We start from the raw sequence: 25,914 nt of genomic DNA, 5'->3' as shown, positions 1-25,914 counted from the left end.
TGTGTACGACCCGAAAAACTCAGAATCACCGTTATGGGAATGGAGGAAGTCACGATGTCAAATGAACAATCACCGGACCAGCCTGAAGTATCGATGCCCGATTGGTCGGCTTATCGGGGAGTATTGATCGTTGTGGAGCAGCGAGATGGAGCTGCGAAGAAGGTTTCCTGGCAGCTGCTAGGCGAAGGCAAGAAGCTGGCAGCGAAGCTAGACGCGCCGCTCATGGCGCTCGTCATCGGCGAAGATGTGGCCCACCTCGCCGATGAAGCCGTGCATTACGGCGCGGACAGGGTGTTCCTATGCGAAGCCCCCGAGCTTCGCACCTACCCGGACTCGGCCATACAGCCGAGTCTGCTTGAAGCTGATCGAGGAAGCGAAGCCCGAGATCGTGCTGTTCGGCGCGACAGCGACGGGCCGCGACTTGGCAGGCGCGATAGCGACGCACCTGCCGACGGGGCTGACGGCCGACACGACGCAGCTCGACGTGGAGCCGCCGCCGTCCAGGCTGCTGCTGGCCAGCCGGCCTTTTCCGAGAAGATGATGGCCACCATCCTCTGTAAGCAGTACCGGCCGCAGATGGCGACGGCGCGCGCCGGGGTGTTTCAGGCGCTGACGAAGGACACGTCGCGCCAAGGTGAAATCATCGCTATCTCCGCGGCGATGCGAGAGGAAGAAATCGCCGCGCAGGTGCTCGACTTCCTGCGCGAAACAGGCAAGCTCAATCTCGAGGATGCCGAGATTATCGTGGCAGGGGGCCGTGGGCTGGGCGGGCCCGATGCTTTCGGGATGCTCGGCGAGCTAGCGGATGCGCTCGGCGGCGTCGTTGGCGCGTCGCGTGCCGCGGTCGACGCGGGCTGGATCGGGCATGAGCACCAGGTTGGTCAAACTGGTGCCACGGTCAGGCCGAAGCTATACTTCGCCATCGGCATTTCCGGTGCAGTTCAGCATACCGTAGGCATGAGTCATGCGGATGTCGTTGTGGCGATAAACAAAGACGAAAAGGCGCCAATCTTTCAATTCGCTCATTACGGCATCGTAGGCGATATGTTCAAAATTGTTCCTGCCATTACGAATGAGATAAGGAAGCGTCGAACTTTATTTGGCATTCAACTAGCAAGTACAGAAAGCTCCTTGCCGTCCGACGATTCGAAGACAGGGGTTAACGTGGTCCTTGAGAGGAGTGAAGCCAAGTGAACGAGAAATTTGACGCGATAGTTGTTGGCGGCGGTCCTGCGGGCGCAGCAGCTGCTTTGACGATGGCACGAGCAGGATTATCCGTTGTTTTGTTGGAGAGGGGCGAGTTCCCTGGGGCCAAAAACATTTTCGGAGGCGTCCTATACCGTAAACAAATCGAAGAGCTGGTTCCCGAATTTTGGAAAGAAAAAAACTTTCCTATGGAACGTTACATTGTGGAGCAGCGCATCTGGATGATGGGCAAAGAATCCATGGTCACCTTCGGGCACCGCAATGAGGCTTACAAAGAGCCTTACAATTGCTTTACTGGACTGCGGGTTAAGTTCGATCAGTGGTTCGCCGACAAAGCCGTTGCCGCTGGGGCGATCCCAATTTACGAAACCGTTGCACTCGATGTGATTCGCGAAGGCAAAAGGATCGTCGGTGTTCGTACCGATCGAGATGACGGCGATTTGTACGCCGATGTTGTTGTCATTGCCGATGGCGTGAACTCCTTGCTCGGCAAAGCGATGGGCATTCACAAAGAATGGATGCCGGACGAAGTTTCGTTGGCTGTGAAAGAGGTCATTGCACTACCTAGGGAGAAAATCGAGGATCGATTCGGACTCGAAGGTGACGAAGGCGTTACGATTGAGTTTATGGGCGAGACCTCGCTAGGAATGGCGGGCATGGGTTTTCTATACACGAATAAAGAAACCATTTCACTAGGCGTAGGCGTTATGGTTAATCATTTGCGGGACAAAAAGGTGAAGCCTTATGCGGTTCTCGATGCAGTTAAGCAGCACCCTATGATTCGGAAATTGATTCAAGGGGGAGAAACGAAGGAGTACTCCGGGCATTTGATCCCTGAGGGTGGCTTTCACTCAATCCCGCCGTTGTCGGGAGATGGCTGGTGCGTCTGCGGGGATGCCGCGCAGTTAATCAACTTTGTGCACCGCGAAGGAACGAATTTAGCCATGACCTCTGGTCGGCTAGCCGGTGAGGCGATTGTCGAGGCCAAAGCGCAAAGCGATTTTTCAGCTGCTACACTCAAAGCCTATGATCAAAAGATCCGCGAATCTTTTGTCCATAAAGACTTACAGAAATACAAAGGCATGCATCAATTCCTCAAAGAGCAGGATCCAGAGTTATTGTTCGACAAGCTGCCCAGAGCGCTGAATGAAGCGGCTTATAACATGTTCCTCGTGGATGGGATTACCAAAGCGGATAAGCAAAAAATGGCCATGAAGCTCATCAAAAATGCCGCAGGCGGTACTGTAAATCTGATGAAGCTGGGCTACAAGGGATGGAGGGCGATGAATGGATGAGTCAAAGTGACATTTCAGATAAGCTATTTACCATTCGTTATAAATGCGACGATAAGTCGCACCTCGTTATCAAGGATACACAAACCTGTTTAAATTGTGTAACGAAGGATTGTAATTATTTTTGTCCCTCGGACGTTTATGAATGGGAAAAGAAACTCAAAATTACAACCGTTGCGTTTGAGAATTGTATCGAATGCGGGACCTGCCGTATTGCGTGTCCATCCTACAATATTGATTGGGTTTACCCCAAAGGCGGCTATGGCATGACTTATAAATTTGGCTAAAAATGAAAAATACGAAACGGAGCTAGGGCTATTTAGAGCCTTAGCTCCTATTTCTATGTACCCAAAAACTACATTCCTCCATATGTAGGTGCTAATCCTCCATAGTTTTGTTTACGAAGGGATACGATAATAAGAGGTAGGAGGGATATTATGCGAATTACATTTGAACCAACACAAGGACTATTCCATTTACAAAACAAGCAAATGAGCTATGTTATTCAACTAATCAATTCCGCTTACCCAGCTCACGTTTACTGGGGACGCCCTATCCGATCAGGTCAATTGGCTTCGATCCTGCAATTTCAGGAGAGATGTTCATTCTCACCCAATCCTGTTCCTGAGGATCGCAGCATTTCTTTCGATACATTACCTCAGGAGTACCCGGCATACGGGACAAGCGATTATCGGGAGCCAGCTTATCAAGTTGCTCTTCCGGATGGATCAACAATTTCTGAGCTCATCTATGACAAGCATCGAATCTACCAAGGAAAACCCGTGCTCGAAGGGCTTCCTGCGACATATGCAGAGCGAGACGATGAAGCGGAAACCTTGGAGCTGGAACTCGTTGATTCTGTGATTGGTTTACGCGTCATTCTTGCTTATACGATTTTCGAGCAGCATGCAGCACTGACTAGATCGGTACGATTCGTAAATGAAGGATCTGGGGATCTAAAGCTGCTCAGAGCACTTAGTATGAGCGTTGATTATCCGCATAGTGATTTTGATCTTTTACAGCTTTCAGGTAGCTGGGTTAGAGAGCGACATATCGAGAGAAGACCTTTAGCTCCTGGAAAATTAACCGTTGAAAGTCGCCGCGGATCGAGTAGCCATCAGCATAATCCTTTTGTTGCACTGCTATCCAAGGACGCAAATGAAGATCATGGCGATGTGTATGGTTTCAGTCTTGTTTATAGCGGCAATTTTGCTGCCCATGCAGAGGTTGAGCCGTATGGATCTGCGCGTGTATCTATGGGGATCAATCCATTTGATTTTAGCTGGCTGCTGGAGCCGGGACAACATTTTCAAACGCCTGAAGCCGTAATGGTTTATTCAAACGCTGGTCTAGGGGACATGTCAAGAACGTATCACAAGCTTTACCGTACTCGGCTTTGCCGCGGTGAATTCCGTGATCGGACAAGACCAGTGCTCGTGAATAACTGGGAAGCAACGTATTTTCAATTTAATGCGGATAAAATCGAAAGCATCGCCAGCGCCGGCAAAGAGCTTGGCATCGAATTATTCGTACTTGACGATGGTTGGTTCGGCAAAAGAGACAGTGATAACAGCTCCTTGGGAGATTGGGTCGTTGATAAGGCCAAACTGCCAGGTGGACTTGAAGATCTCGTCTCCAGAGTCAAGGGGATGGGACTTGAGTTTGGACTGTGGTTTGAACCGGAAATGGTTTCCCCAGACAGTGACTTATACCGAAAACACCCAGACTGGTGCCTGCATGTACCGAATCGTAGACGTACGGAAGGTCGTCAGCAGTTAATACTGGATTTTTCACGTGCAGATGTATGTGAAGCGATCACGAACATGATCCGTGATATCCTAAGCAGCGCGCCGATCACTTATGTCAAATGGGACATGAACCGTAATATGACCGAAATTGGTTCTGCTGCGCTGCCTTCAGAAAGGCAACGAGAAACCGCTCATCGCTACATGCTTGGGCTGTACAGCGTACTAGAAACATTGACGACCGAGTTCCCGCATATCTTGTTTGAGAGCTGCTCTGGTGGCGGTGGTCGGTTTGATCCAGGCATGCTGTATTATATGCCGCAAACGTGGACAAGCGATAACACTGATGCGATCTCCCGTTTGAAAATTCAGTATGGCACGAGCATCGTTTATCCTGTTAGTACGATGGGAGCTCACGTTTCCGCAGTACCCAATCACCAAGTTCACCGTGAAACTTCGTTGGAAATGCGCGGCAATGTTGCGATGTCCGGCAACTTTGGTTACGAGCTTGACCTAACCCGGTTCACTGACGAGGAGAAAGAAATCGTCAAAAAGCAAATTGCCGATTATAAACATATTCGGCCGCTTATCCAATTCGGCGACATGTACCGCTTACTCAGTCCATTCGAAGGTAATGAAACGGCTTGGATGATCGTTTCCGAAGATAAGACCCAAGCTATGGTCGCTTACTTCCGAGTGCTCGCCGAACCCAATGCGCCGCTCAAAACGCTGCGGCTCAAAGGTCTCAACCCATCCTTCGATTACCAAATCGCAGGCTTGCAAGGCGCGTACCCCGGCGATCATCTTCTCTACGCCGGGCTGCCAGTCTCCGGTCTCCATGGAGACTTCCAAAGTAAAATCTGGCTGCTCGAGCATAAGCCGTTATAGACCGTTCAAAAACGCTGACTTCTTCACTGAGGTCAGTGTTTTTTATATTTGTTCTGAGCTAGAGGTATCTATGAACACTATCCCTTTAGCTCAGATAGTTGGAACTCTATGATGGTCCTGAACCTCTATCCCCAAGACTCAGTTTGATGTGAATTCCAGAGATGACCCCGATTATTCTCAAGAAGTGCTCAGGGAATACCATGAGAAAGCTTTCACCGGACTATCCCTTGGACTCAAGGCTTTTAAGTAGATTTGTAGATATCACAGAAAGGCTTGGATTGAAAAATAGAAAAGAGTGGAGCGCCAATGAAAACTATATGATGGCTTCATATTTGTTTTGAATTACGATAAGATAAGGACATACATAATTTTAATTTTTTTATCACGAAGGGAGATTCATTCGATATGCTGCAGCGACCTGCTAGTGAAGAATACTCGCCATATTTTACTGGTTATATTAATCAAGTTCCGGAAGGTGATTACCAGTCCATTTTACACAGCCAATTAGACGCTATTGTCGATTTGTTTTCGCCGATTAATGATGAGCAAGGGCTTCATCGATATGAGCCAGGGAAGTGGAGCTTGAAGGAAGTCTTGGGGCATATAACGGATACGGAGCGAATTATGAGTTATCGGATGCTGCGTATTGCTCGCGGAGATACAACGAATTTACCAGGATTTGATCAGGATTTATACATCGCCAATACTTCTTTCGACGAGCTGTCGATGGAGGATTTGTTAAATGACTTTAAAGCCGTACGACAAGCCACATTTACGCTGCTAAAAACCATTTCAGAAGCAGCCTGGTCGCGTAAAGGGATCGCTAATAACAATGAAATCTCTGCACGCGCGCTTGCTTATGTGATAGCCGGTCATGCTCAACATCATCTTGGCGTCATCCAACAAAAATATAATGACTAAAAAAACGAGAAGTCCTTAGGACTTCTCGTTTTTTTAGTATAGGGATAATGCAAGGGAGTCGCGCTCATTAAACGAATGGAGAATCGCTTCACAACCTACGATCTCAATACTAATAATAGAGTCCAGGCATTTCTTAATTGTTGCTCTTCCTTTTGTCACTTTTGCTTCGAGTGCAGATTTCAATAAATTGAATTTCTTTTTATTTTTCTCATCTGAGTAGACTGGCACGGGTTTGTTGTGAATTGTAATAAACATTTTCATCATTTTTCACCATCCTAGGAATTGGATATAAGATTAGCATATATGAATATTATTAAATTAACCTTAAAATAGTTTTACAATTTTGAAACAAAACCAAATATTTCTATGTATTTCTACTTCTCATAAGAATATACGTATGAGAGAGAAGAATTGTTTCATTCTTAGATCGTATTTCTTGAAAAATTTGTGAATTCGATGATTTTAATTTTGCTGAGCGTTTTGGCGAAAAAGCTTGGGGGATATGCCAAATCTATGTTTAAATGCTCGGTGAAAGTAAGGATAGCTGCCAAAACCGCAGCTTAGAGCGATTTGCTCCAGGGACATTGAACTATCATGCATGCGTTCAACTGCACTGGCTAGGCGCACTTCAAGGGCATATTGGATCATGGTTTTGCCGAAGCATTCTTTGAACAAATGAACAGCGCGGGAAACGCTGAGACCAACATGGTTGGCAACATCATCTACTTTAAAAGTAGCAGTAGCTTGTGCTTCTATGAACCTCTTCATACGTGTACCAGTAAATGGACGACCTTGTAAGGAGACTGTTTCTGTTGCAGCACGCTCGACATACAGGCAAAGTGCTTGAAGCAAATATCCGCTAAGCTCGTGGTTTTCTTCTTCCATTCTTCGCTTCTCAAGAATAAGCTGCCGCCAAAGCGAGATTATCCGAGCATCTAAGTCGATCCGTGTACAAGTTTGTTTGAGGCTGCGTTTCCACCAGGCATCGATCCAAGCGCCCTTACAGAATACATAATAGTCGCCACTAGCTATTTTACTGCTTGGTTGATCCAACTCGTGTTCGATACGAAGTTCATAAGGGTCCCCCGGTTGAAAAAGGAGTAAATGACCTGCTTCCACGCGCTGCATATGGCCATCCACTAGAACCTCGGAAGTGCCTTCTGTTTGTAAACGGAAAAGATAAGAAATGAGACCTGATTTGGTGCTCACATTAAACGGTTCCATATGAAAAGAATAGCCGCAGGTTAAGACCTCAGTTTCCATTGTATTCACCTTTCATAGCCAAATAAGAGATGTTTTGATTATATCGTGAATGGTCATATAAGGCTATGATCCATTATACTGATTCTATTATGTTCGATTTATCAAAATATGGATGATGAGAAAAGAGGAGAACGAATGGGACGTTTAGGAATTGGTCTGCAATTGTATACATTAAGAGATGATATGGAGAAAGATTTGGAAGGCACACTTCGCCATGTAGCGAAGTTAGGATATGAAGGCGTTGAATTTGCTGGGTATTATGGAAAGCCTGCAGATGAGCTCAAGCAGCTATTGGATGAGCTGGGTTTGAAGGCATTTGGCAGCCACGTGAGTTTAGAGAGATTTCGTAAAGATCTGCAAGGGGAACTTGATTACCTAAAAACAATCGGTGCAAAGTATGCGATTTGCCCATATGTTGGTGCTGAAGAACGGGAGTCAGCAGACCAATGGAAAGCATTGATTGCTGAATGCCAAGCGATTGCCGTAGAAACGAATAAACAAGGTTTGCAATTCCTTTATCACAATCATGATTTCGAATTTCATTATAAAGTGGATGACGAGTTCGTCTTTGATGCTATGTTTGCCAAAACAGGTGAAGATGCAATTAACGTAGAGATGGATGTTTGTTGGGTTCAATTCGCTGGTCAAGATCCACTTGCCTACATAGCCAAATATGCGGGTCGATTACCGCTGCTTCATTTCAAAGATTTCACGAAAGATGCAGACGGTAAACTAGTAACACTAGAACTGGGCTTAGGCGATGTTCCTTTGGAAAAAGTGATTAAAGCGGCTGAGCAAGCTGGCGTGGAATGGTTAGTAGTTGAGCAGGATCACTGCCAAAAGCCTCCACTTACAAGTGTGGAGAACAGTTTGAACTGGGTAAAAGAGCATTACACAAATGTTCATAACTAACCTTTAAAAGGAGCATTCATAAACATGAGCAAAATTAAAGTGGCCGTAGTAGGTTGCGGCGCTATCGCTAAACATAGACACATCCCGGAATATGCTTGGAATTCAAGTGTTGAACTCGTCGCATTCGTTGATCCTGTTCTGGAGAGAGCGGAGCACTATGCGAAGCTGCACGGCGGCAAAGCATACAGCAGCTATACCGAAATGTTGAAGCAGGAGAAAGTGGATGCGGTTAGTGTATGCACACCTAACTTCCTCCATGCTGAAGTATCCATTGCCGCTGCAAATGCAGGTGCTCACGTACTGGTTGAGAAGCCAATGGCTTCAACGGCAGAAGAAGCAGAGGCAATGATTGAAGCGGCAAAGAAAAATGGCGTGTTTTTGATGGTTGGTCACAACCAACGACTGATGCCTCCACATGTCAAAGCCAAAGAAATTTTGAATTCCGGCAAATTAGGGAAAGTGCTGACATTCCGTACATCTTTCGGACATCCTGGTCCTGAAGGGTGGAGCGTGGACGGACGCGAAAGTTGGTTCTTCCGCAAAGAAGAAGCAACAATGGGCGCGATGGGCGATCTTGGCGTACACAAATCAGATTTAATTCGTTGGTTGCTTGCTGATGAGGTTGCACAAGTGGCTGCTTTCGTCGGTACCCTGCATAAAGAAGGTACTGATGTTGACGATAATGCGACTTGCTTGCTTCGCATGAAAAGCGGCGCTACTGGTTCATTAGTTGCTAGCTGGACTTATTATAAAGGTCAAGACAACTCAACTGTGTTATGGTGCGAGAATGGTGTAATCAAAATTGATACCGATCCGAATGACCAAGTCATCGTTGAGCTTCGTGATGGTACGGTTGAACGTTATAAAGTCGGACAAATCGCAACGAACGAGAAACAAACGCACAGCGGTGTTATCGACGAGTTCGTAACGAGTATACTGGAGGGCCAAAAGCCGCGTATCTCCGGCGAAGAGGGGCTTCGCTCCTTGCAAGTCATCCTAGCAGCCTTCGAATCCGAAGCAACAGGAAAAATGATCTCCCTGTAATCATACGATATTGAAAAGCTCATCCATTCGTGGATTGAGCTTTTTTCTTATGAGAGACTGAGGTCCTGTTTCATTTAAAATTTTCCATACAGAAAAGCCCCCTTTTTCTCATATTAGAGAGAAGGGGGCTAGACGTCTAATTTCGTTTAACGCCCGCCTATTTCAATTGGCAAGGTGTTTGATTTACCAACGATGGTTTCCTTTGAATCTTTGACATTCACTTGAATGTCCCAGATGCCAGCTTTGAGTAAATGACCTTCGACCTTGGCAGTCAGTGTATGTTCATCTTGCCATGTGCTTGGAAGGGTTTTGCCATTTAAAGTAACATAGCCAAGGGGGGGGATATTGCTTCCTCTCACCGTTAGGGTTACACTCGAACGTCCAGATAGATCCTGCGTATCTGATTCGACTTTTTCAAGCTGGATCGGCCCGAATCCGAGCATATACTTAGAATTAATAATGGGAACTTTATAATCCTTGTAAGCATGCCGATCGCCAAAAATGATATCATATTGCAAGGTCTCGTAATCCTTAAGGTCCTGTTCATTAATATTCATTGACTCATAATGATCCTTCGGTGGTATGACTGGGATCTTTTTCGAAAGTTGACTTAAATAATCGGTATAATAGCTGCCTTGCTGTTTGGATAATTCAATAAGATAAGGGCCTAAGAAAGAAGGGCTAATATTTAAGGTATCTTTGCGCTCATGGTCAAAATTGTTCCAAACGACCAGCGGAACGCTGTACATCTTTTTCAGGAAATCAGGATCGTCTTTGCCGCTAATATACTTCGTGTCAATGTAAGTGGCATAATCATCACCTAGGGCTGGTAAGTGGTCTCCCCAGAAAGCGATAATCGTTGGTTCACCCTTTTTGTCATAATAGTCAACTAATTCCTTCAACATTTTATCTGAGGCATTAATGCCTTGGGCAAGCGTTTCAAGCATACCTTGAGAAGAAGGAGACATATTGCCAGTAACATCGATTGTATTTTTTGGGAACTTACCTGGGAAAAAGTGAAAATGGTTTTCCATCGTGTTGGCAAATACGAAATCGGGTCCATCGCTTTGGTCGGTGGCATGAATAATATTAGCAGCAACTTCGCTGTCAGCGATATAAGGACCTGAATAGTTAGGCTTAAAATATTCGATTGGAATATACTTGGAGAAGCCAAAGTACTTATATATTTTATTACTGTTGAAATACCAATTGTAGAATGGACTTATCGCTGTTGAAGTATAGCCTTGTCTAGCATAAATACTTGCCAAAGAATCTACTTCATTCGTAATGAATTGATTGTAGGCGATAGACCCTTGCGGTAGGAAACGCATAGAATTGCCGGTTAACACCTCGAACTCGACGTTAGCGGTACCCCCGCCATACTGCGGTGAAAGCATCGTGCCGCTTGTCCCCGTCTGCTGCAGCTTATGGAAGAAAGGGATGGGATCACGACTGAATTCCACACCTTTGATGACGGTTGGATCCCAGAATGCCTCACTTAACACAACAATTACGTTTGGTTTTATAGGGTTGTTTGGATCCCCGGCTTTAATCGGCTTAGGTGTATTACTGACAATAGCTTGAACAGCTTTATCATCGTAACCTTCACGTTTTTCGGTTAACATCGACTTGGTATTCAGAAACGTTGCTAATGCGTAGCCGTTCGTTGTGGTATTCTCAACTTGGTTCCATACGGATGCCTTGATACCGCTCCATTTCTGAATCGGAAGAGGCAGATCCGTGTAAACCGCAGACAACATTGCAATCGCGATCACAGCTAGGATTCCACGTTCTTTTAGTGAAACCTTTTTCGAGATCAAGGTCGTGCGGTATAACAAAAAATAACTGGCAGCGAGGAAAAAAAGAAGCATTATCATGATTTGGAAGCTAAGAATATTGGAGATATATTTCACCATATCCGAAGCTTCGCCGGCCAAGACGATGTCCCAAGGTGTTAAAGGGACCCCTAATATTTTCAACTTAACGCCGCTTACGAGAGCCAAGGCAAGAAGAATACCTGAAATGACCCAATAGGCAATTCTAGTCCGGCCAATCATGGCGATGAACAATAATAACAAGCTGAAGACGATCCATTCATTGAATAGCAGTTCAAGCAGATGCTTGTAACTCCAAGTTATCATTTCTATATAATTCCCGCGGCTCAAAATTTCCATGATCAAGACAGGAATTAGGGTAATTAATAAAAGTGGCAATCGGTTCCGGGTTAGAAGCAATAAGCGATTAATGTGCTGGTTCATATATGTCTCCTATGACATTCAAATTAAGAAATTGTAAATGATAACAGCCATCATTATACCATGGCCACCGTTAATATTCGATGGTATATTATCTAACATTTTTTATAATAAAGTATCAAAGGAAAGGCCTAATTTGCAGGAAATAGATGGTTTTGTCGAGAAATGTATGTATAGAGGAAAGAGATATGGAGGGGATTGTATGGCGGAGGAACAGCTTCAATATTTGAAAAAAGCGACAATGCAAATGCAGCATCGAAGAATGACCAAGAAAGCTTTACTTCGGCGCAGCGTGTTTTTATTTTTAGGCGCTGTGCTTATGTCACTTGGATTGGAGATTTTCTTAGTCCCTAACCGAATTATTGACGGAGGCATCACGGGGGTATCCATCATTTTATCGTATCTATCCAATATTCAAGTCGGGATATTTTTGACCTTATTAAATCTTCCATTCCTGTTTATCGGATATAAATTAATAGGTAAAACATTTGCATTATCAACGCTTTTCGCAATTCTGGTCATGTCCACGGGAACTTATCTGCTGCACCCAGTGAAAGAGCTTACCAATGATCCATTGCTTGCTGCTGTCTTCGGCGGCATCATTCTCGGTATTGGGGTAGGAATGGTTATCCGTTTCGGGGGTTCACTAGATGGGACAGAAATTGTTGCGATTCTCGTTTCCAAAAAGATTCCATTCTCCGTAGGCGAGATTGTCATGTTTTTCAACCTATTCATTCTAGGCAGTGCAGGCTTTGTATACAGTTGGGATCGTGCGATGTATTCGCTAATCGCTTATTTTATTGCTTATAAAATGATTGATGTGACCATTGAAGGGTTTGATGAGTCGAAGTCTGTGTGGATTATCAGCGATAGCTTCAGATCAATAGGTGAAGCTATTCTGGACCGCTTAGGGCGCGGTGTGACTTATCTGGAAGGGGAAGGCGGCTTCACGGGAGATAACAAGAAGGTCATCTTCTGTGTCATTACAAGGCTGGAGGAAGCGAAATTGAAATCCATCGTGGATGAGCTCGATCCTGCAGCGTTTCTAGCAGTTGGCAATATCCACGATGTCAAAGGCGGACGGTTCAAGAAGCGGGACATCCATTAGTCCTCTTTGCCGTCGCCGCCCGTTGTATGTCCTCGTTCAAACAAGCCCAAGTCTCTGATTTTCTGTGCGGCATCTTTGCTGCTCGGACTACCTAATTTCTTCAAGATATGCCCCACATGAATTTTGACGGTTCGCAAAGAAATGAAAAAGCGGTTCGCAATTTCCGTTTGCGTATGTCCTTGATCAATCATCTCCAATACCTGAAGCTCAGTAGGTGTGATTAGATCGCTGACTTCTTTTACTTTAAACTGGTGTTCTAGCTTTTTAAGCCTGCGAAATTCTTCTCGCATTTGTTCAGCAACTGCCGCGTTAATCGAAGATTGACGTGCATGTACGGCTCGAATAATGGCAGGAACTCTTCGAATCGGGATTTGATCTGGTAGTCAATAGCACCGGCTTGAAAGGAACGGAAGATGAAATCTTTCTCCTCCATCGAGGTAAGCATAATGACCTTGGCGCCCCAAGATAAAAGTGCTTGTTCAGCAAGTCCAATGCCCGCGGGCTCATCTTGCAGCATGATATCCATGAGAACGACATCGGCTTTTGGTTCCTTATTAGCAAATAGTTCCCTTGCTTCTTCTGCGGTTGATACGGTGCTCTCAACGCTCAAATCGGGTTGACGATCCAAATAAGCTTTAAGGCCGCGAAGCCAGTCAAGGTCATCCTCAACAATCAATATTCGTATTGGTTCCAAGCAGGAATCCCCCTTTATCTCAATAGTCGGTTGCCGGGGAATGTTAGAAACACACTCGTGCCTTTCCCTGGCGCACTGCTTAATTCCAAAGCCCCTCCATGTTTCTTCATAACACTGTAGCAGTAAGCGAGTCCAAGTCCAAAGTTGCTATGACTGCCGCTTTTGGTTGTATAGAACGGTTCCAATACTTGCTTCAGCACGGATTTCTCCATGCCAATTCCGGTATCTCTTACTTCCAAAATAATGTTCTTCTTAGCATGAAATGCTTTCATCGTTAGCTCGCCGCCTTTGGGCATCGCTTCCACTGCATTCATAAGTATATTGGTTAACGTTTCTGCAATTTGAATTGGATCTAATTGAAGAATTAAGTTCTCAGGGATGTTCTGGTTCACCTGAATTTTACTTAGGTAAGGTCCAAGAGGAAGAAGAACGTTACGAATAAGCTCAGCTAAATCGACTGGAGATTCCCGGAGAGGGAGTTCTTGAGTTTGTTCGTGTACACGGCTAATCATGTCACGAATATGCGTGGAAGCCCCCATGACGACATCGATGTCTTGCATAAGTTCCGGTTGATTCGTTTCCTCCGCATGCTGCTTCATTTTCTCGAGGAACAAACGCATTTTCCCGACATCGTTCTTAATCGAATGGTTCAAAATCGCTGTTCCTGATGTAATGGCACGGAGCGTCGAGTCCAGCTTGCGACGCTCGATGAGCAAACGCATGCCGAGAAAACCGTATTTGAAAAAGGTAAACACAAAAAAAGGTACAACAAAAGCAAGAATCCATACGTGATAGACCCACATACGGTAAAAACCGAAGCTTGGCATAACGTAATTAAGTATGCCTACACAAAGGATAGGCGGAAGGAGGGCTAAGCAGGTAAACAAATGCGTTCGCTTCATTGCCGGAAGCCGTTCTGTTTTGATTACAATTAGGAAAGTGCCAATGAGAATGTAAGGAACAGCCCAGGAGGCTACGATGGGAAAAGCAATAGGCAATTCCTCCGTGTAACCAGGTGTGAAAAGCAGGCAGGCAATGGGAGGAATGAGTAGACCAATTGGCAGCCAAGTTTGAAGGGCTGGTTTCTGCCAGGATCCGTTATATCTCAAAGAAAGCATGGCAAATGAGTATGGCAATCCATAGTAAGATATCAGTGAACTTATGCCCATAACGCGATAAAGTAAAGCACTGATGGATGGGTTGGGTATTGTTTGTTGGATATAGGGGATAAATGTTTCAGATAAAACGGCAGCAAGTGCCCCGAAGCCACCAGTAAAAGCAATAGCGCTCATCCAGCGCATCGTACTGGATCGTGGATCTACCATGACAAGCCCCAACGCGATGATCCAGAGTGCAAATAGAACGAAAAGCATGTTTCCTCCGTCAAATGAGTCTAATGTTTCTTCTATTGTGGCATGGAGCCAACATTTGCACAAGAGTATCCTTTCCTTCCGAGGTTGGCAGGATATGGGCAATTATTCTCGAATAAGTGGTTTAGAAGGGAGTGGTACCTTATCGAGGTAAACAAGTCAAAGTTTTTATCCATTCTAACAATTGTGGGTAAAGTACTATTAACACTCGTTTTCATTGTTGTTATTACCGTGTTATTATCGATCGTAGCCGCTGTTGTATCTATTCTGAGACATCCAGCAGCTCAGGAGTTAAGTATGGCAGGAGTTGCTGGAGATCCATTCTTTATAAAGGCAGCTTTATGGGCGCAAATCATTGGTTTTATTAGCGGCGTAATTCTTTCGTATGCCATTTTCGAGAGACGTAAAGGCTGGACACTTGGACTGCATACTCACCTGCTTGGCAGAAAATTAGGAGAAGGCTTCGGTGCAGGCGCTTTACTTATTACGGTCAGTAGTGCAGGGATCTGGCTGTTGGGTGGGATTAAGATAGTCTCGTTTCAATGGACTGGAACGCTCGGGCTCGAGCTGACGTGGGGTTTTTTACTCTTCGTAGGAGTTGCTGTAAATGAAGAGTTATTTGCGCGCGGCTATTTACAAGGACTGGTGAAGGCCAGGTTCGGCGCCATATCAGGTATGACGGTTTCGACGATTGTTTTTGCCTTTTTGCATACATTTAATCCTGGTATGTGGAGTTCGCCGCTTCCAATTTTGAATTTACTTCTAGCAGGCTTATTATTCGCCTTATGTAGAGAGTACTCGGGCGGTCTATGGATGCCGATCGGCATGCACTTGTCTTGGAATTTTTTTCAGGGCTGCATCCTCGGATTCGATGTATCTGGTACACCGATGTCGTCTCTCATTAAGACCGAGATACAGGGAGCTTCATTTATTTCAGGAGCGGACTTTGGGGCAGAGGGCAGTTTGGTCACCACTATAATCCTTATACTTGGAATTGTTATGATTTCTACATACTATCAAAGTCGTGCTAAGCAAATGCTACATACTAAGGAGGATTCATTATGAGCCAGTACGAGATTATCAACAGCGAGTGGGACGGGGAGTCGACCCTGCGCCTAGTCGACCATCATGCACAGGCCGAGGCCGAAGTCATTCCGGCCGTCGGATTGCATCTGTTCCGCTTCGATGTGCGGAACCATGCCTACATCGCGAAGCCAGCCAGCTTAGCTGAGCTTCGCGTCAAGTCTTCGCGCTACGGCGTGCCCATTCTGTTCCCGCCGGGGCGCGTCAAGCTTGCGGCCTTCTCCTTCGGAGGCCGCGATTACAGGCTCCCCGTGAATCGGGAGCCGGACCACGCCCACGGCGAGCTGCGCGAGCGGCCGTGGAAGGTCATTGCCAGCGGCGCGGATGCCGCTGGCGGGGCCTTTGTCTCCGCGGAGTTCGACTTCGCGGAGCATCCGGACGTGCTGGCGTATTATCCACACGCCGCATGCTTTCGCTTCACGTACCGTCTGAAGGACGGTACGCTGTCGCTCAGCGGTGAAATCGCCAACCGCAGCGGCCAAACGATGCCGCTATCTCTTGGCTTTCACCCGTACTTCGCGTTCGCGAAGGGCGAAGCCAACCGCGTGCGGGTGGTGATTCCCGCGGCGGCAGAGTGGCCGCTCAGCGCGGATGGCTACGCGGCGGCGGAGCCCGCGTCTTCGCCGCTCACAGCGGCGCTGCAGGAAGGCACGCTCGTCACGGAGCTGCCGAATTACCCGGGCGGCTCGCAGATGCTCAGCATCGAGCCTGGCCCGCAAACCTGCGAGCTTCAATATGAAGCTCGGGGGACTAAGCTCGTGTACGACATGGGAGACAAATTTCCCATTCATGTGCTATTCACAGCGCCGTGGACGGAAGCTGTGTCACTTGAACCTTATACGAGCATCATGAACGTATTCAACGAGCCCTTTTCTCCAGAAATTTCAGGTGCCCAGGGCTTAGCAGCGGGAGAAACCTTCAAATTTAAGTGGTCCATTCATATTGAACCTTTACAGTAGCACACAAAAAAAGAGTCAAGCTAGAAAGTCACAATTTGCTTTCTAGCTTGACTCTTTTTCTTGTTTATTCCGGATGCCTCACCAAGGCTCATAACCAAACCCAACAGTTGAATAACCAGAGTAACTATGCTTATGCAGCTCTTGAATAAGTCCCTCAATCTCCTTAGATTTAACAAGCGCACCCCCTCGTGAGGTGTTATAAGCATTCAGTTCGACGGTGCCATCTAATAAATGAAAATGAGTTCCATCTTGAAGGGCGATGGGAGGCCCTGTCGTTCCGTAGTAGGCATGATAATGGCCATATCGGATGCCGGAAATACCTGAGTATTGATGTACGTGATTGTCATAAGCCGTACCGTTTGCACTAAACGTATATAGTCGTAATAAGTGATGATGGTTTAATTCTTCTGTTGTTATAGTTTTAAAGAAATGAACATGAGCAGGCGGGATACGCGGGTGCATGAAAAACCCCCTCGGCTACAGGATATGCTTCATCCTATTCGAGGGGGGCAAGACTCATGACTAGGGGAGAGGATAAAGGTTGGATTGGCCAATCTTCATCTTTTTGTCATCATAAATACGCACTTCGACTTGATGCGGTTTTCCAGCCTCTAAAGGTGGGTTCTCTAACAGATCGACATAAAGCGTATCTTCACCATCGAAATTGGATTTAAACGCTACGCCATCAATATATACATTACAGGAGGAATAAAAGGGCTTACCAACAACTTGAAGCTTTTTATCATTTTGAATCACCTTTGTAATAACAGGATCGCCGTACCCCAAAGTGTAACCTGGTTGTACAATCGAGTCTTTAAAGCCTTTTGCTTCGTACCCATACCGGCCTCCGAATAAATTATCGTATTGAAGCTTCATATAGTCGGAGAGATCACTTTCTTTGATTTGATACTTGTCCCACATCTCATTTGGCGGGATGACAGGAATTTTTTGCGACAATGCGTAGAGATAGTCTGTGTAGTAACTGCCCTGAACACCAGCCATTTGAAGAACTTTAGGGCCTAGAAAGGATGGGCTGATTTTTAGATCCTTTTTCTCTTGATCCGCAGGCAAGAAATTGTTCCAAATTAAAAAAGGCGTGTAATGTGTCTTTGTATACAGATCCGGATCATCAGGAAGAACATATTTGGCATCGCGGTAAACCTTATAATTTTCCTCGAAGAAAGGTAAATGATCCCCGAAAAAGAGAATGATCGTTGGCTCGGATTTATTTGAGTAATAATCAATTAGGGACTGCAGCGCTTTGTCAGTACCCGAGATACCTTGGGCGTATGTCTCTAAAATACCCTTGGATTCAGGAGTGATATCTCCTTTAACTTCAATCGTGTTTTTGATGAATTTCCCGGGTTTAAAGGGATGATGATTCTCCATCGTGTTCGCGAAAATGAAATCAGGCCCCTTGCTTTTCTCCGTTTCCTCAATAATCTTCTTTACAACCGCTCGGTCCGCATAGTTCGGACCTTCAAAATCATTGGGGAAAAACTCACTCGCAATGAAACGTGAAAACCCAAAATGCTTGTACACCTTTCTGCTGTCGAAGAAATAGCTGAAGAACGGGTTAATGGAGGTAGCCGTATATCCCTGCCTCGTCGTAATACTGGCTAAAGAGTCAACGCCATGGTTCATGTACTCAATATATGGCAGTATTTTATCCGGTGATTTCCCGAAGAATCGCATGGAATTACTTGATAAGACTTCAAATTCAACATTCGCAGTGCTGCCTCCGAATTGTGGTGACAACATCCAACCGCTGGTGAATGTTTTTTGTAGCTGGTGCAAATTTGGTATTGGATCTCGACTAAATGTGATGTTTTTCATGATCGTTGGATCCCAGAATGCTTCTCCAAGCATCACGATGATGTTTGGCTTTTTGTCATTTGCCGCTTTTTGCTCAGGAATCTGTTCAAGAATGGACGTAATGGCTTTTTTGCTGTAACCATCTGGTTTTGCAACCTTCAGAAAACCTAACATTTGAACAGACGAATACAAGTATCCATTCTCATCGTAGGTGATCGTTTGATCCCAAGGCACCGTATAAATGCCATATAGATTCATGAAAGGAATCGGCTTGTCCGTATAAAGACTAGTCGCCATAATGATGGCAATAACAGCATAAATACTACGTTCAATCCAAGTGAATTGGATACGTCGATGCAGCAAAGTCAAATGAAATAATAAAGCAATTATTGCGAGGAAAATGGCCACTGTACCTATTATCCTAAAATTGAGATACCCTTGCAAAAATGCTTTGTACTCAACAATTTGATTATTAAATACAAGGTCCCATGGATAATATGGAGCTCCAATAGCTTTTAATTTACTGCCGCTTATGGCTCCTAAAGGAAGTAAAATTGCACAAAGCATCCAAAAAGATAACCGGCTTCGACCTGTTAAAGCAATAAAGAATAAATACATAGTTCCAACAACAAAGTAGGCAAGAACCATTGAAAGTGGGTGTGACATGACCCATTTATGAAGTTCTTCATAGGTGCCTCTTTCTAAGTATTCAACCATGCCCATAAGAAGAAAAGGGATTACAACAATCAAAATGCGAGAAGGTACATGCTTAAGTGTTTGTATTAAATTAGTCATTCTTATAACTCCTGTTCTATATGAGCCAGTTCCATTCGTCCATTATCTTATATTATCGAAAAAGATGAAAGATAGCACTTGACAGTCCTAACTATAACATTTATTATTACAGTTAATTGTTATGAAAAATATTACAGTTAGTTGATTGTAATTGTTTTTTCCAGTCAATATAAGAAACTCTTATGATAAGATGGCTGGAGATATAGAAAATGGAGGTGGAAACCATGCAGCATGTTGCAACAGCAACAGACATGACACAAGAAAAGGTATTAGACGCCAAGAAGGCTGTGCCATGGATTATTTTTCTGATTTTTTTCGCGGTGTTGAACGAAACCGTTTTTAACGTTTCCACGCCAGCGATCGCCAAGCAATACGCGATTACCCCGACAGGTGTGAGTTGGGTACTCACCACATTTATTATCTTTTTTGGGATAGGCTCGGTTATTTATGGCCGCTTATCCGATATTTTCAGCTTGAAAAAGCTAATTGTTGCAGGAATCGTCATCTATAGTGCTGGTTCCGCACTGGGCTTTCTTCTTCAAGCTTGGTATCCGGCTGTCATTTTTGCCCGCGCAGTTCAAGGTGCAGGCGCATCAGCTATTCCGGCATTAATTATGGTCGTGGTCGCTCGGTACTTTTCTCCTTCGGATCGGGGGAAAATATTCGGAATTTTAACATCTACAGTATCATTTGCTATAGCTGTTGGCCCCGTTGTAGGCGGATTTGTCTCATCAACATTGCATTGGACCTATCTATTTATCATTCCATTATTTACACTGATCTCAATTCCTTTCTTCAGACAAATATTACCTGAGGAGAAACGGAAAGAAGGAAGTGTTGACATCCTTGGTGCGGTCCTCGTTGCCTTTTCCGTAGCAGGTATCACGGTATATTTATCATTCCCTCATTGGTACTATTTGGCCGCGAGTATCGTCTTATTCATTTGGTTCGTTGCTCATATTCGCCGAGCGAAAGAACCATTTATCGAGCCTGCCTTGTTCCGTAACAAGCTGCTTCGCGGCGGTTTGATCGTTGGTTTTCTCATCTTTTGTACAGTGATGGGAATTATGTTTGTCATTCCTTTGATGCTAGCGACAGTAAATGACTTGAGCACGAGTATGATCGGTCTTATTCTGTTCCCTGGTGCCATTTGCGCAGTTGTATTTGGAACAATAGGCGGTAATTTGGCAGACAAGAAGGGTAATAACTTCGTCGTGTACATTGGTATGGGGCTTCTGTTTGTAAGTCTAGCGGCCATAGCGCTTACGGTAGGTCATTCTCCTTGGCTCATTTCAGCAGCGCTGCTTCCCACCTACGTTGGTTTTTCCTTTATTCAGACTGCTTTAGCTAACCGTGTTTCCTTGACCTTAGAAGTGCATGAAACGGGGGTAGGGATGGGATTGTTCAACCTCATTTCGTTTATCTCAGGCGCAGTAGGAACGGCACTTGTTGCCAAACTGCTAGATGGCGGCATGATGGAGTTTTACAAGAATCCAATTTTAAATACAATTAAAGCTGTGCCGTATAGTAATCTTCTCCTTATTTTTGCTGTAGTTGTGATTATTAGTGCATTATTTTACAAGCAAATATTTGGGAAAAAGCAGCAGACAGCTTAATCCATCCATGTTAAAAAAATAAAACCGACTACTTCTCAACAATGAGAGAGTCGGTTTTTTGCTTGTTTTAAGCCTCTTCTTCCGATTGCTCCTCACTGATTTGCTGCAGAGCTTGCAGGAAGGTAGCCGAAGGTTGAGCGCCAGTAAGCGCATATTTACGATTGATTACGAAAAAGGGTACTCCTGATACTCCAGCTTGTCTAGCAAAATCAAGATCATCCTCGACTTGCTCTAACCCTTCCTTTGCACTTAAACGAGTGGAGGTTTGTTCCCGATTCAAGCCGAGTTTCTCAGCAAAGTCAAGCAAAATATCCACATTCCCAATATCTTTTCCATCTTCAAAGTAAGCTTTAAACAAATCGTCAACAAGATCTTTTTTACGATCTTCCGGTGCGATAGCAATCAACTGATGCGCCTTTAATGTATTCGGCATTTTCTCAACCTTAGAAAAATCGAAATGTAATCCCGAAGCTTGACCAGCTTGAGTAACCTGCTGCAGCATACCGTTCAGCTTGGCTTCATCCGCCCGAACCTTTTGGAGCATTGATGCCCGGAAAGGTGATCCCTCAGTAGGTGTTGAAGGGTCAAGCTGGTAAGCACGATAGTGAATTTCAACAGGCTCCGATGTAAAATTAGCTAACGCATCCGTTAAATTCTTTTTGCCGATACGGCACCATGGACAAACAATATCTTGAAATATTTCAATAATCATAGATTAGACTCCTTTGATAAAAAAATAGTAACTATATTTTTATTATAGCACACTCATTCAATTGCATGAAACTCTCGGATGTTAGCTCGAGATGCTTGCGAAAACTCGCGACAAACAAGCTTGTATTTCGGAAACCTACCTGCTTAGAAGCTTCCTTGACGGTCTGATACAGCTGTTTCAATAGCATCTTTTGGGATTTACAAAAAAGCAACATAATGTAAGAAGGAATAAGGAGACAGTCTCCAATTGCACTCATGTGGTCATCATTTTCAATCGATAGAATCACTTTGCCATTTAATTGTCTCGGGATCGATTGTTGCACTCAACTTAGATTGGGCGCCTCCAGATGATGTAGAAAAGTCAGTCTCAGGCTAATCATCAACAAAACTTATATTCTGTGGTATCTACAATGAATGCTGGATTAACTAATAACTATTACCCGTAAAACCCCTATCAGATAGCTGGATATATGATCTAATATCTTTAATTTGCTGATAAAAAATCAAATATTAAGTATCACTCTATAACATTTCGAACTAAAGAATTTAAATGCCATTTTTGTATATGTCTCAGATTTTTACTAGTTACAGCTTGCTAGCTCAAACCGGTATCTTTTGTAGATATAGCAGAATTCAACTTTTTACAGAGAGTTCTTTTAAAGAAATACTTTACAAGGGAACGTTTGTTTGGTATTATAGAATTAAGAACAAATGTTCGGAATTGAAGGGGTTGAGGATATGGAACTGCAAATTACCGATGTGCAATCTCATACGTTTCGATCAGAAGAGGAATGTGAGAATTTCTTAATGAAGATGCGCTGGTCTAATGGGTTTTGCTGTCCTCGCTGTGACCACAATGAAGCTTTTAAAATCCGTACACGTAGATTATTAGAGTGTAAGGAATGCAGAATGCAGGTCTCTATAACTGCTGGGACGATCATGCATAAATCCAAGCTCTCATTACTCCACTGGTTCCATGCCATCCAACTGATATTGCAAGAAGGCAAAGAGTATACTGCGAGTTCTTTATCACATATCCTTGAAATTAATTATAGAAGTGCTCAATTGTTGCTTCAGAAAATTCATTATGCAAATTTGGTTAAAGAGAATAGACTTAATGTATTCCAAAAATTAAGAGAATCAACATCTATAACTCCATTATTTAATGATCAGGTCTCAAGTGAAGAAAAACCTCAAACCAATTTAAGTCAAAACTCCCCTAACGAGTGGAATTTACGCTCTTACCTAGAATCCAAAATAAATAGACTCAATTCCAAATTGATGATACGGAGTATTTTACCTAAGGAGCACCAAATATATCTACGTAATAAGGATAGATCTGGGTATACGTTTAATAAATGGATTAAGTCGTTTGTTTCGGTGTATTTTTATCCTGCTTTTCTAAAGTGTTTTCAACTTTCTGCTTAGCTCAATGGCATGAATTGACTCAGTCTTTATTTTCAGGCATGATGGAAGGGCAGCATGTTTGAAAACAATGGAGCAGGAGAGTGGCTCAGTTGAAGAAGACTTTACAAGTACCTATTCATTTCTATCGGAAGTTTATTTCTCCGTTGAAGCCGCCAACTTGCCGATTCTATCCTACTTGTTCGCAATATGCTCTAGAAGCAATTGAAGTTCACGGTGCGTTGAAGGGATCGTGGTTGTCGGTGAAACGGATTTGTAAATGCCATCCATTTCATCCGGGTGGTGTGGATCATGTGCCGGCACGTGCGGAAAATTTATCTCATAACGATCAGTCTGCTTGACAGGCGGCTCATATTTTCGATATATTTGCCTTAAGTTGTAAATAATATGGTTTCGATGAACGGATAAGTACAAACGGAGGCCTATAAACAGAGAGCCGGGTTAGGTGAAAGCCGGTATAGGAGTAGGTTTGGAATATGGTCCCGGAGAATAGGCTTTCGAGCTGCTCAGATTGCATTTGTGAAGCAAATGGCAAAATGGGAGTAAGCTGGCCTCGTGTCCCAGCGTTAATGGGCAAGTCGTAATCGACTTACTGAGCCCCGAGCTTGTGAAAGGCGGGGGAACCTGGGTGGTACCGCGTGAGTTCAGCTCTCGTCCCAAGATGGATGAGGGCTTTTTGTGTTTTCTACTATTTGCTAGGAGGAACGAATGATGTCAACCCAATCGAAAACATTTTACATTACAACACCAATTTATTACCCGAGTGATAAGCTGCATATTGGTCACGCATATTCCACGGTAGCTGGTGATGCTATGGCGCGCTACAAGCGACTGCGCGGCTTTGATGTCAGGTATTTAACAGGTACGGATGAACATGGTCAGAAGATTGAGCGTAAGGCTCAAGAGAAAGGAACAACGCCTCAGCAATTTGTTGATGATATTGTTTCAGGAATCAAAGAGCTTTGGTCGAAGCTGGATATCTCATATGATGATTTTATTCGAACAACCGAAGATCGTCATAAAGATGCCGTTGGTAAAATTTTTCAAAGGTTACTGGATCAAGGGGATATTTATTTAGGCGAGTATGAGGGCTGGTACTGTATTCCCGATGAATCTTTTTTCCCGGAAAGCAAGCTGGTAGATGGGAAATGTCCAGATTGTGGGCGTCCTGTGGAGAAAATGAAGGAGCAAACTTATTTCTTCCGGATGAGCAAGTATACCGATAGCTTGGTGCAGTATTATGAGGAAAATCCAGATTTCATTCACCCAGAATCTCGTAAAAATGAAATGCTGAATAACTTCATTAAACCAGGTCTTGAGGATTTGGCTGTATCTAGAACGACGTTTGACTGGGGAATCAAAGTTCCTGGGGATCCGAAACACGTTATTTATGTCTGGATCGATGCGCTTTCCAACTACATTACTGCGCTTGGCTATGGCTCAGAAGACGAAAGTAAATTTAAGAAATATTGGCCTGCGGATGTTCATTTAATGAGTAAGGAGATTGTACGATTCCACACGATTTATTGGCCAATTATGCTGATGGCTCTTGACTTACCTTTGCCGAAAAAGGTGTTCGCACACGGCTGGCTGCTTATGAAGGACGGCAAAATGTCGAAGTCCAAAGGGAATGTTGTCGATCCGGTTACGTTGATCGACCGTTATGGGTTAGATGCGCTGCGTTACTATCTCATGCGCGAAGTGCCTTTTGGGGCGGATGGAACATTTACGCCGGAAAGTTTTGTTGAGCGAGTCAATCATGATCTCGCCAATGATCTCGGGAATCTGTTGAACCGTACGATCGTGATGATCGATAAGTACTTTGCAGGCAAGATTCCCGCATATGTTGCGGGGGCTACCGAATATGACGAAAGTCTCATTGAGACTGTTGGTTCTACGGTAGCGAAGTACGAGGAAGCAATGGAGAAAATGGAGTTTTCCATTGCGCTTTCTGCCGTGTGGCAGCTTATCAGCCGCACGAATAAATATATCGACGAGACGCAGCCGTGGTCGATGGTGAAGGATGAAGCCAAGCGTGAGACACTTGGCTCCGTGATGTATGTGCTGGCTGAATCCCAGCGCATTTCATCTGTGCTGCTGCGTCCGTTTTTGACCAAGACGCCTCAATTGATCTGGCAGCAGCTAGGCTTAGCTGCAGAAGACCTGCCACGTTTGACGGCGTGGGATAGCGTGCAGAGCTTCGGGCATCTCCCTGCTGGCACCAAGGTACAGAAGGGAGAGCCTATGTTCCCTCGATTGGACGTGGGGGCAGAAGTCGCCTACATCGTCGAGGCCATGGGAGGCGGCGCTGCAGTTAACGCCGACGAATCGACAACGGCAGCGCCTGCGGCAGTTGCCAACGCAGTGCCCGCGCCAGAGGCAAAGGAAGAAATCGCGATTGACGATTTCGCCAAAGTGGAGCTGCGCGTAGCACAGGTGTTATCGGCCGAGCCTGTGAAAGGCGCCGATAAGCTTCTCAAGCTGCAGCTCGACCTCGGATACGAGCAGCGCCAGGTTGTATCAGGCATTGCGAAGTTTTACTCGCCAGATGAGCTTGCTGGACGCAAAGTGATTTGCGTAACGAATTTAAAGCCCGTCAAGCTGCGCGGCGAGCTGTCACAAGGTATGATTCTCGCTGCTTCACATGGCGACCAGTTGACACTTGCTACTGTCCCTGAATCAATGCCAAACGGAGCAATTGTTAAATAATAGGAATCAAACGAGTAAACACCTCATCCCTTATTTCTCCGGGGTGGGGTGTTTCTGTTTGTATGGGTGATTTTAAAGTGAGTGGGGCATGATAAAGGAAACT

23 protein-coding genes are annotated in these 25,914 nt (G+C 44.8%); 14 read left to right on the top strand and 9 right to left on the bottom strand.

What is annotated here, in order from left to right; genetic code table 11:
* Positions 1-54: 54 nt before the first annotated feature.
* The 5 genes from ACBP55_RS24445 (at position 55) to ACBP55_RS24425 (ending at position 6,052) form a co-directional block, all read left to right on the top strand.
* Positions 55-1,194 (top strand): electron transfer flavoprotein subunit alpha/FixB family protein, encoded by a 1,140-nt coding sequence (locus ACBP55_RS24445; protein ID WP_464645503.1) that lies wholly within the window; start codon positions 55-57, stop codon positions 1,192-1,194.
* A complete protein-coding gene (locus ACBP55_RS24440; RefSeq protein ID WP_268616796.1) occupies positions 1,191-2,501 on the top strand; it encodes an FAD-dependent oxidoreductase in 1,311 nt (436 codons plus the stop codon). Before ACBP55_RS24445 ends, ACBP55_RS24440 begins: the two co-directional genes overlap by 4 nt.
* The gene (locus ACBP55_RS24435) at positions 2,498-2,785 is read left to right on the top strand and encodes a ferredoxin family protein (protein WP_036634482.1); all 288 of its coding nucleotides are present in this window, start codon (positions 2,498-2,500) and stop codon (positions 2,783-2,785) included. The genes ACBP55_RS24440 and ACBP55_RS24435 overlap by 4 nt, the downstream gene beginning before the upstream one ends.
* 150 nt (positions 2,786-2,935) lie before the next feature.
* Positions 2,936-5,131: an alpha-galactosidase gene (locus tag ACBP55_RS24430; RefSeq protein ID WP_464645502.1), complete on the top strand. Its 2,196-nt coding sequence runs from the start codon at positions 2,936-2,938 to the stop codon at positions 5,129-5,131.
* 405 nt (positions 5,132-5,536) lie between these two features.
* Positions 5,537-6,052, top strand: coding sequence for a DinB family protein (locus ACBP55_RS24425; protein ID WP_464645501.1), 516 nt, complete (start codon positions 5,537-5,539; stop codon positions 6,050-6,052).
* A gap of 33 nt (positions 6,053-6,085) precedes the next feature.
* On the opposite strand, the gene ACBP55_RS24420 is transcribed toward ACBP55_RS24425, so the two are convergent.
* A complete protein-coding gene (locus tag ACBP55_RS24420; protein ID WP_029198041.1) occupies positions 6,086-6,313 on the bottom strand; it encodes a hypothetical protein in 228 nt (75 codons plus the stop codon).
* A 201-nt stretch (positions 6,314-6,514) separates the two neighbouring features.
* Positions 6,515-7,315: a helix-turn-helix domain-containing protein gene (locus tag ACBP55_RS24415; protein ID WP_464645500.1), complete on the bottom strand. Its 801-nt coding sequence runs from the start codon at positions 7,313-7,315 to the stop codon at positions 6,515-6,517.
* A gap of 135 nt (positions 7,316-7,450) precedes the next feature.
* On the opposite strand from ACBP55_RS24415, the gene ACBP55_RS24410 reads away from it, so the two are divergent.
* Both ACBP55_RS24410 and ACBP55_RS24405 read left to right on the top strand, forming a co-directional pair.
* Positions 7,451-8,227 carry a sugar phosphate isomerase/epimerase family protein gene (locus tag ACBP55_RS24410; protein ID WP_464645499.1) on the top strand — a complete coding sequence of 259 codons (777 nt, stop codon included), beginning with the start codon at positions 7,451-7,453 and terminating at the stop codon, positions 8,225-8,227.
* Positions 8,228-8,251: 24 nt separating this feature from the next.
* Entirely contained in the window at positions 8,252-9,271 is a 1,020-nt protein-coding gene (locus tag ACBP55_RS24405) for a Gfo/Idh/MocA family protein (RefSeq protein ID WP_464645498.1), read from the top strand.
* Between the two features lie 146 nt (positions 9,272-9,417).
* Here ACBP55_RS24405 and ACBP55_RS24400 read toward each other — a convergent pair whose 3' ends face one another.
* Positions 9,418-11,529, bottom strand: a complete 2,112-nt coding sequence (locus tag ACBP55_RS24400) for a sulfatase-like hydrolase/transferase (protein ID WP_464645497.1) — start codon at positions 11,527-11,529, stop codon at positions 9,418-9,420.
* Between the two features lie 244 nt (positions 11,530-11,773).
* On the opposite strand from ACBP55_RS24400, the gene ACBP55_RS24395 reads away from it, so the two are divergent.
* Positions 11,774-12,634: a YitT family protein gene (locus tag ACBP55_RS24395; RefSeq protein WP_464653401.1), complete on the top strand. Its 861-nt coding sequence runs from the start codon at positions 11,774-11,776 to the stop codon at positions 12,632-12,634.
* Here the strand turns inward: ACBP55_RS24395 and ACBP55_RS24390 are convergent.
* From ACBP55_RS24390 to ACBP55_RS24380, 3 genes are read right to left on the bottom strand one after another with little or no spacing between them, the layout of a single operon-like run.
* On the bottom strand, positions 12,631-12,924 hold the full coding sequence (locus ACBP55_RS24390) for a response regulator transcription factor (RefSeq protein ID WP_464645496.1): 294 nt from the start codon (positions 12,922-12,924) through the stop codon (positions 12,631-12,633). The genes ACBP55_RS24395 and ACBP55_RS24390 overlap by 4 nt on opposite strands.
* Positions 12,891-13,328 (bottom strand): response regulator, encoded by a 438-nt coding sequence (locus ACBP55_RS24385; protein ID WP_464645495.1) that lies wholly within the window; start codon positions 13,326-13,328, stop codon positions 12,891-12,893. The genes ACBP55_RS24390 and ACBP55_RS24385 overlap by 34 nt, the downstream gene beginning before the upstream one ends.
* Positions 13,329-13,342: 14 nt before the next feature.
* Positions 13,343-14,701: a sensor histidine kinase gene (locus tag ACBP55_RS24380; RefSeq protein ID WP_464645494.1), complete on the bottom strand. Its 1,359-nt coding sequence runs from the start codon at positions 14,699-14,701 to the stop codon at positions 13,343-13,345.
* A gap of 42 nt (positions 14,702-14,743) precedes the next feature.
* Between ACBP55_RS24380 and ACBP55_RS24375 the strand changes: the two genes are divergently transcribed.
* Both ACBP55_RS24375 and ACBP55_RS24370 read left to right on the top strand, forming a co-directional pair.
* Positions 14,744-15,763 (top strand): lysostaphin resistance A-like protein, encoded by a 1,020-nt coding sequence (locus ACBP55_RS24375; protein ID WP_464645493.1) that lies wholly within the window; start codon positions 14,744-14,746, stop codon positions 15,761-15,763.
* Entirely contained in the window at positions 15,760-16,740 is a 981-nt protein-coding gene (locus ACBP55_RS24370; RefSeq protein ID WP_464645492.1) for an aldose epimerase family protein, read from the top strand. Before ACBP55_RS24375 ends, ACBP55_RS24370 begins: the two co-directional genes overlap by 4 nt.
* A gap of 78 nt (positions 16,741-16,818) precedes the next feature.
* On the opposite strand, the gene ACBP55_RS24365 is transcribed toward ACBP55_RS24370, so the two are convergent.
* Positions 16,819-17,202: a YmaF family protein gene (locus tag ACBP55_RS24365; protein ID WP_029198033.1), complete on the bottom strand. Its 384-nt coding sequence runs from the start codon at positions 17,200-17,202 to the stop codon at positions 16,819-16,821.
* Between the two features lie 60 nt (positions 17,203-17,262).
* Complete coding sequence (locus ACBP55_RS24360; protein ID WP_464645491.1) at positions 17,263-19,350, bottom strand: LTA synthase family protein; 2,088 nt, start codon at positions 19,348-19,350, stop codon at positions 17,263-17,265.
* Between the two features lie 224 nt (positions 19,351-19,574).
* Between ACBP55_RS24360 and ACBP55_RS24355 the strand changes: the two genes are divergently transcribed.
* On the top strand, positions 19,575-20,966 hold the full coding sequence (locus ACBP55_RS24355) for an MFS transporter (RefSeq protein WP_464645490.1): 1,392 nt from the start codon (positions 19,575-19,577) through the stop codon (positions 20,964-20,966).
* Between the two features lie 67 nt (positions 20,967-21,033).
* Here the strand turns inward: ACBP55_RS24355 and ACBP55_RS24350 are convergent, their stop codons facing one another.
* Positions 21,034-21,678 carry a DsbA family oxidoreductase gene (locus ACBP55_RS24350; protein WP_464645489.1) on the bottom strand — a complete coding sequence of 215 codons (645 nt, stop codon included), beginning with the start codon at positions 21,676-21,678 and terminating at the stop codon, positions 21,034-21,036.
* A 737-nt stretch (positions 21,679-22,415) separates the two neighbouring features.
* On the opposite strand from ACBP55_RS24350, the gene ACBP55_RS24345 reads away from it, so the two are divergent.
* The 3 genes from ACBP55_RS24345 to metG all read left to right on the top strand — a co-directional run bounded on the left by ACBP55_RS24345 (position 22,416) and on the right by metG (position 25,811).
* Positions 22,416-23,105 (top strand): transposase, encoded by a 690-nt coding sequence (locus ACBP55_RS24345; protein WP_464645488.1) that lies wholly within the window; start codon positions 22,416-22,418, stop codon positions 23,103-23,105.
* Positions 23,106-23,194: 89 nt separating this feature from the next.
* Complete coding sequence (gene yidD / locus ACBP55_RS24340; RefSeq protein WP_082562511.1) at positions 23,195-23,443, top strand: membrane protein insertion efficiency factor YidD; 249 nt, start codon at positions 23,195-23,197, stop codon at positions 23,441-23,443.
* A gap of 370 nt (positions 23,444-23,813) precedes the next feature.
* Positions 23,814-25,811 carry a methionine--tRNA ligase gene (gene metG, locus ACBP55_RS24335; protein WP_464653400.1) on the top strand — a complete coding sequence of 666 codons (1,998 nt, stop codon included), beginning with the start codon at positions 23,814-23,816 and terminating at the stop codon, positions 25,809-25,811.
* Positions 25,812-25,914 lie beyond the last annotated feature (103 nt).

This window comes from Paenibacillus sp. WG02, assembly GCF_055396115.1.
This window is presented reverse-complemented; position numbering and strand designations above follow the sequence as displayed.

Bases quoted from the DNA above. Each gene is read 5' to 3' on its own strand.
- ACBP55_RS24445 (WP_464645503.1), top strand. From the start codon at position 55: ATGTCAAATGAACAATCACCGGACCAGCCTGAAGTATCGATGCCCGAT.
- ACBP55_RS24435 (WP_036634482.1), top strand. From the start codon at position 2,498: ATGAGTCAAAGTGACATTTCAGATAAGCTATTTACCATTCGTTATAAA.
- ACBP55_RS24430 (WP_464645502.1), top strand. From the start codon at position 2,936: ATGCGAATTACATTTGAACCAACACAAGGACTATTCCATTTACAAAAC.
- ACBP55_RS24425 (WP_464645501.1), top strand. From the start codon at position 5,537: ATGCTGCAGCGACCTGCTAGTGAAGAATACTCGCCATATTTTACTGGT.
- ACBP55_RS24420 (WP_029198041.1), bottom strand. From the start codon at position 6,313: ATGAAAATGTTTATTACAATTCACAACAAACCCGTGCCAGTCTACTCA.
- ACBP55_RS24415 (WP_464645500.1), bottom strand. From the start codon at position 7,315: ATGGAAACTGAGGTCTTAACCTGCGGCTATTCTTTTCATATGGAACCG.
- ACBP55_RS24410 (WP_464645499.1), top strand. From the start codon at position 7,451: ATGGGACGTTTAGGAATTGGTCTGCAATTGTATACATTAAGAGATGAT.
- ACBP55_RS24405 (WP_464645498.1), top strand. From the start codon at position 8,252: ATGAGCAAAATTAAAGTGGCCGTAGTAGGTTGCGGCGCTATCGCTAAA.
- ACBP55_RS24400 (WP_464645497.1), bottom strand. From the start codon at position 11,529: ATGAACCAGCACATTAATCGCTTATTGCTTCTAACCCGGAACCGATTG.
- ACBP55_RS24395 (WP_464653401.1), top strand. From the start codon at position 11,774: ATGCAGCATCGAAGAATGACCAAGAAAGCTTTACTTCGGCGCAGCGTG.
- ACBP55_RS24390 (WP_464645496.1), bottom strand. From the start codon at position 12,924: ATGCGAGAAGAATTTCGCAGGCTTAAAAAGCTAGAACACCAGTTTAAA.
- ACBP55_RS24380 (WP_464645494.1), bottom strand. From the start codon at position 14,701: ATGCTTTTCGTTCTATTTGCACTCTGGATCATCGCGTTGGGGCTTGTC.
- ACBP55_RS24375 (WP_464645493.1), top strand. From the start codon at position 14,744: ATGGAGCCAACATTTGCACAAGAGTATCCTTTCCTTCCGAGGTTGGCA.
- ACBP55_RS24370 (WP_464645492.1), top strand. From the start codon at position 15,760: ATGAGCCAGTACGAGATTATCAACAGCGAGTGGGACGGGGAGTCGACC.
- ACBP55_RS24365 (WP_029198033.1), bottom strand. From the start codon at position 17,202: ATGCACCCGCGTATCCCGCCTGCTCATGTTCATTTCTTTAAAACTATA.
- ACBP55_RS24360 (WP_464645491.1), bottom strand. From the start codon at position 19,350: ATGACTAATTTAATACAAACACTTAAGCATGTACCTTCTCGCATTTTG.
- ACBP55_RS24355 (WP_464645490.1), top strand. From the start codon at position 19,575: ATGCAGCATGTTGCAACAGCAACAGACATGACACAAGAAAAGGTATTA.
- ACBP55_RS24350 (WP_464645489.1), bottom strand. From the start codon at position 21,678: ATGATTATTGAAATATTTCAAGATATTGTTTGTCCATGGTGCCGTATC.
- ACBP55_RS24345 (WP_464645488.1), top strand. From the start codon at position 22,416: ATGGAACTGCAAATTACCGATGTGCAATCTCATACGTTTCGATCAGAA.
- metG (WP_464653400.1), top strand. From the start codon at position 23,814: ATGTCAACCCAATCGAAAACATTTTACATTACAACACCAATTTATTAC.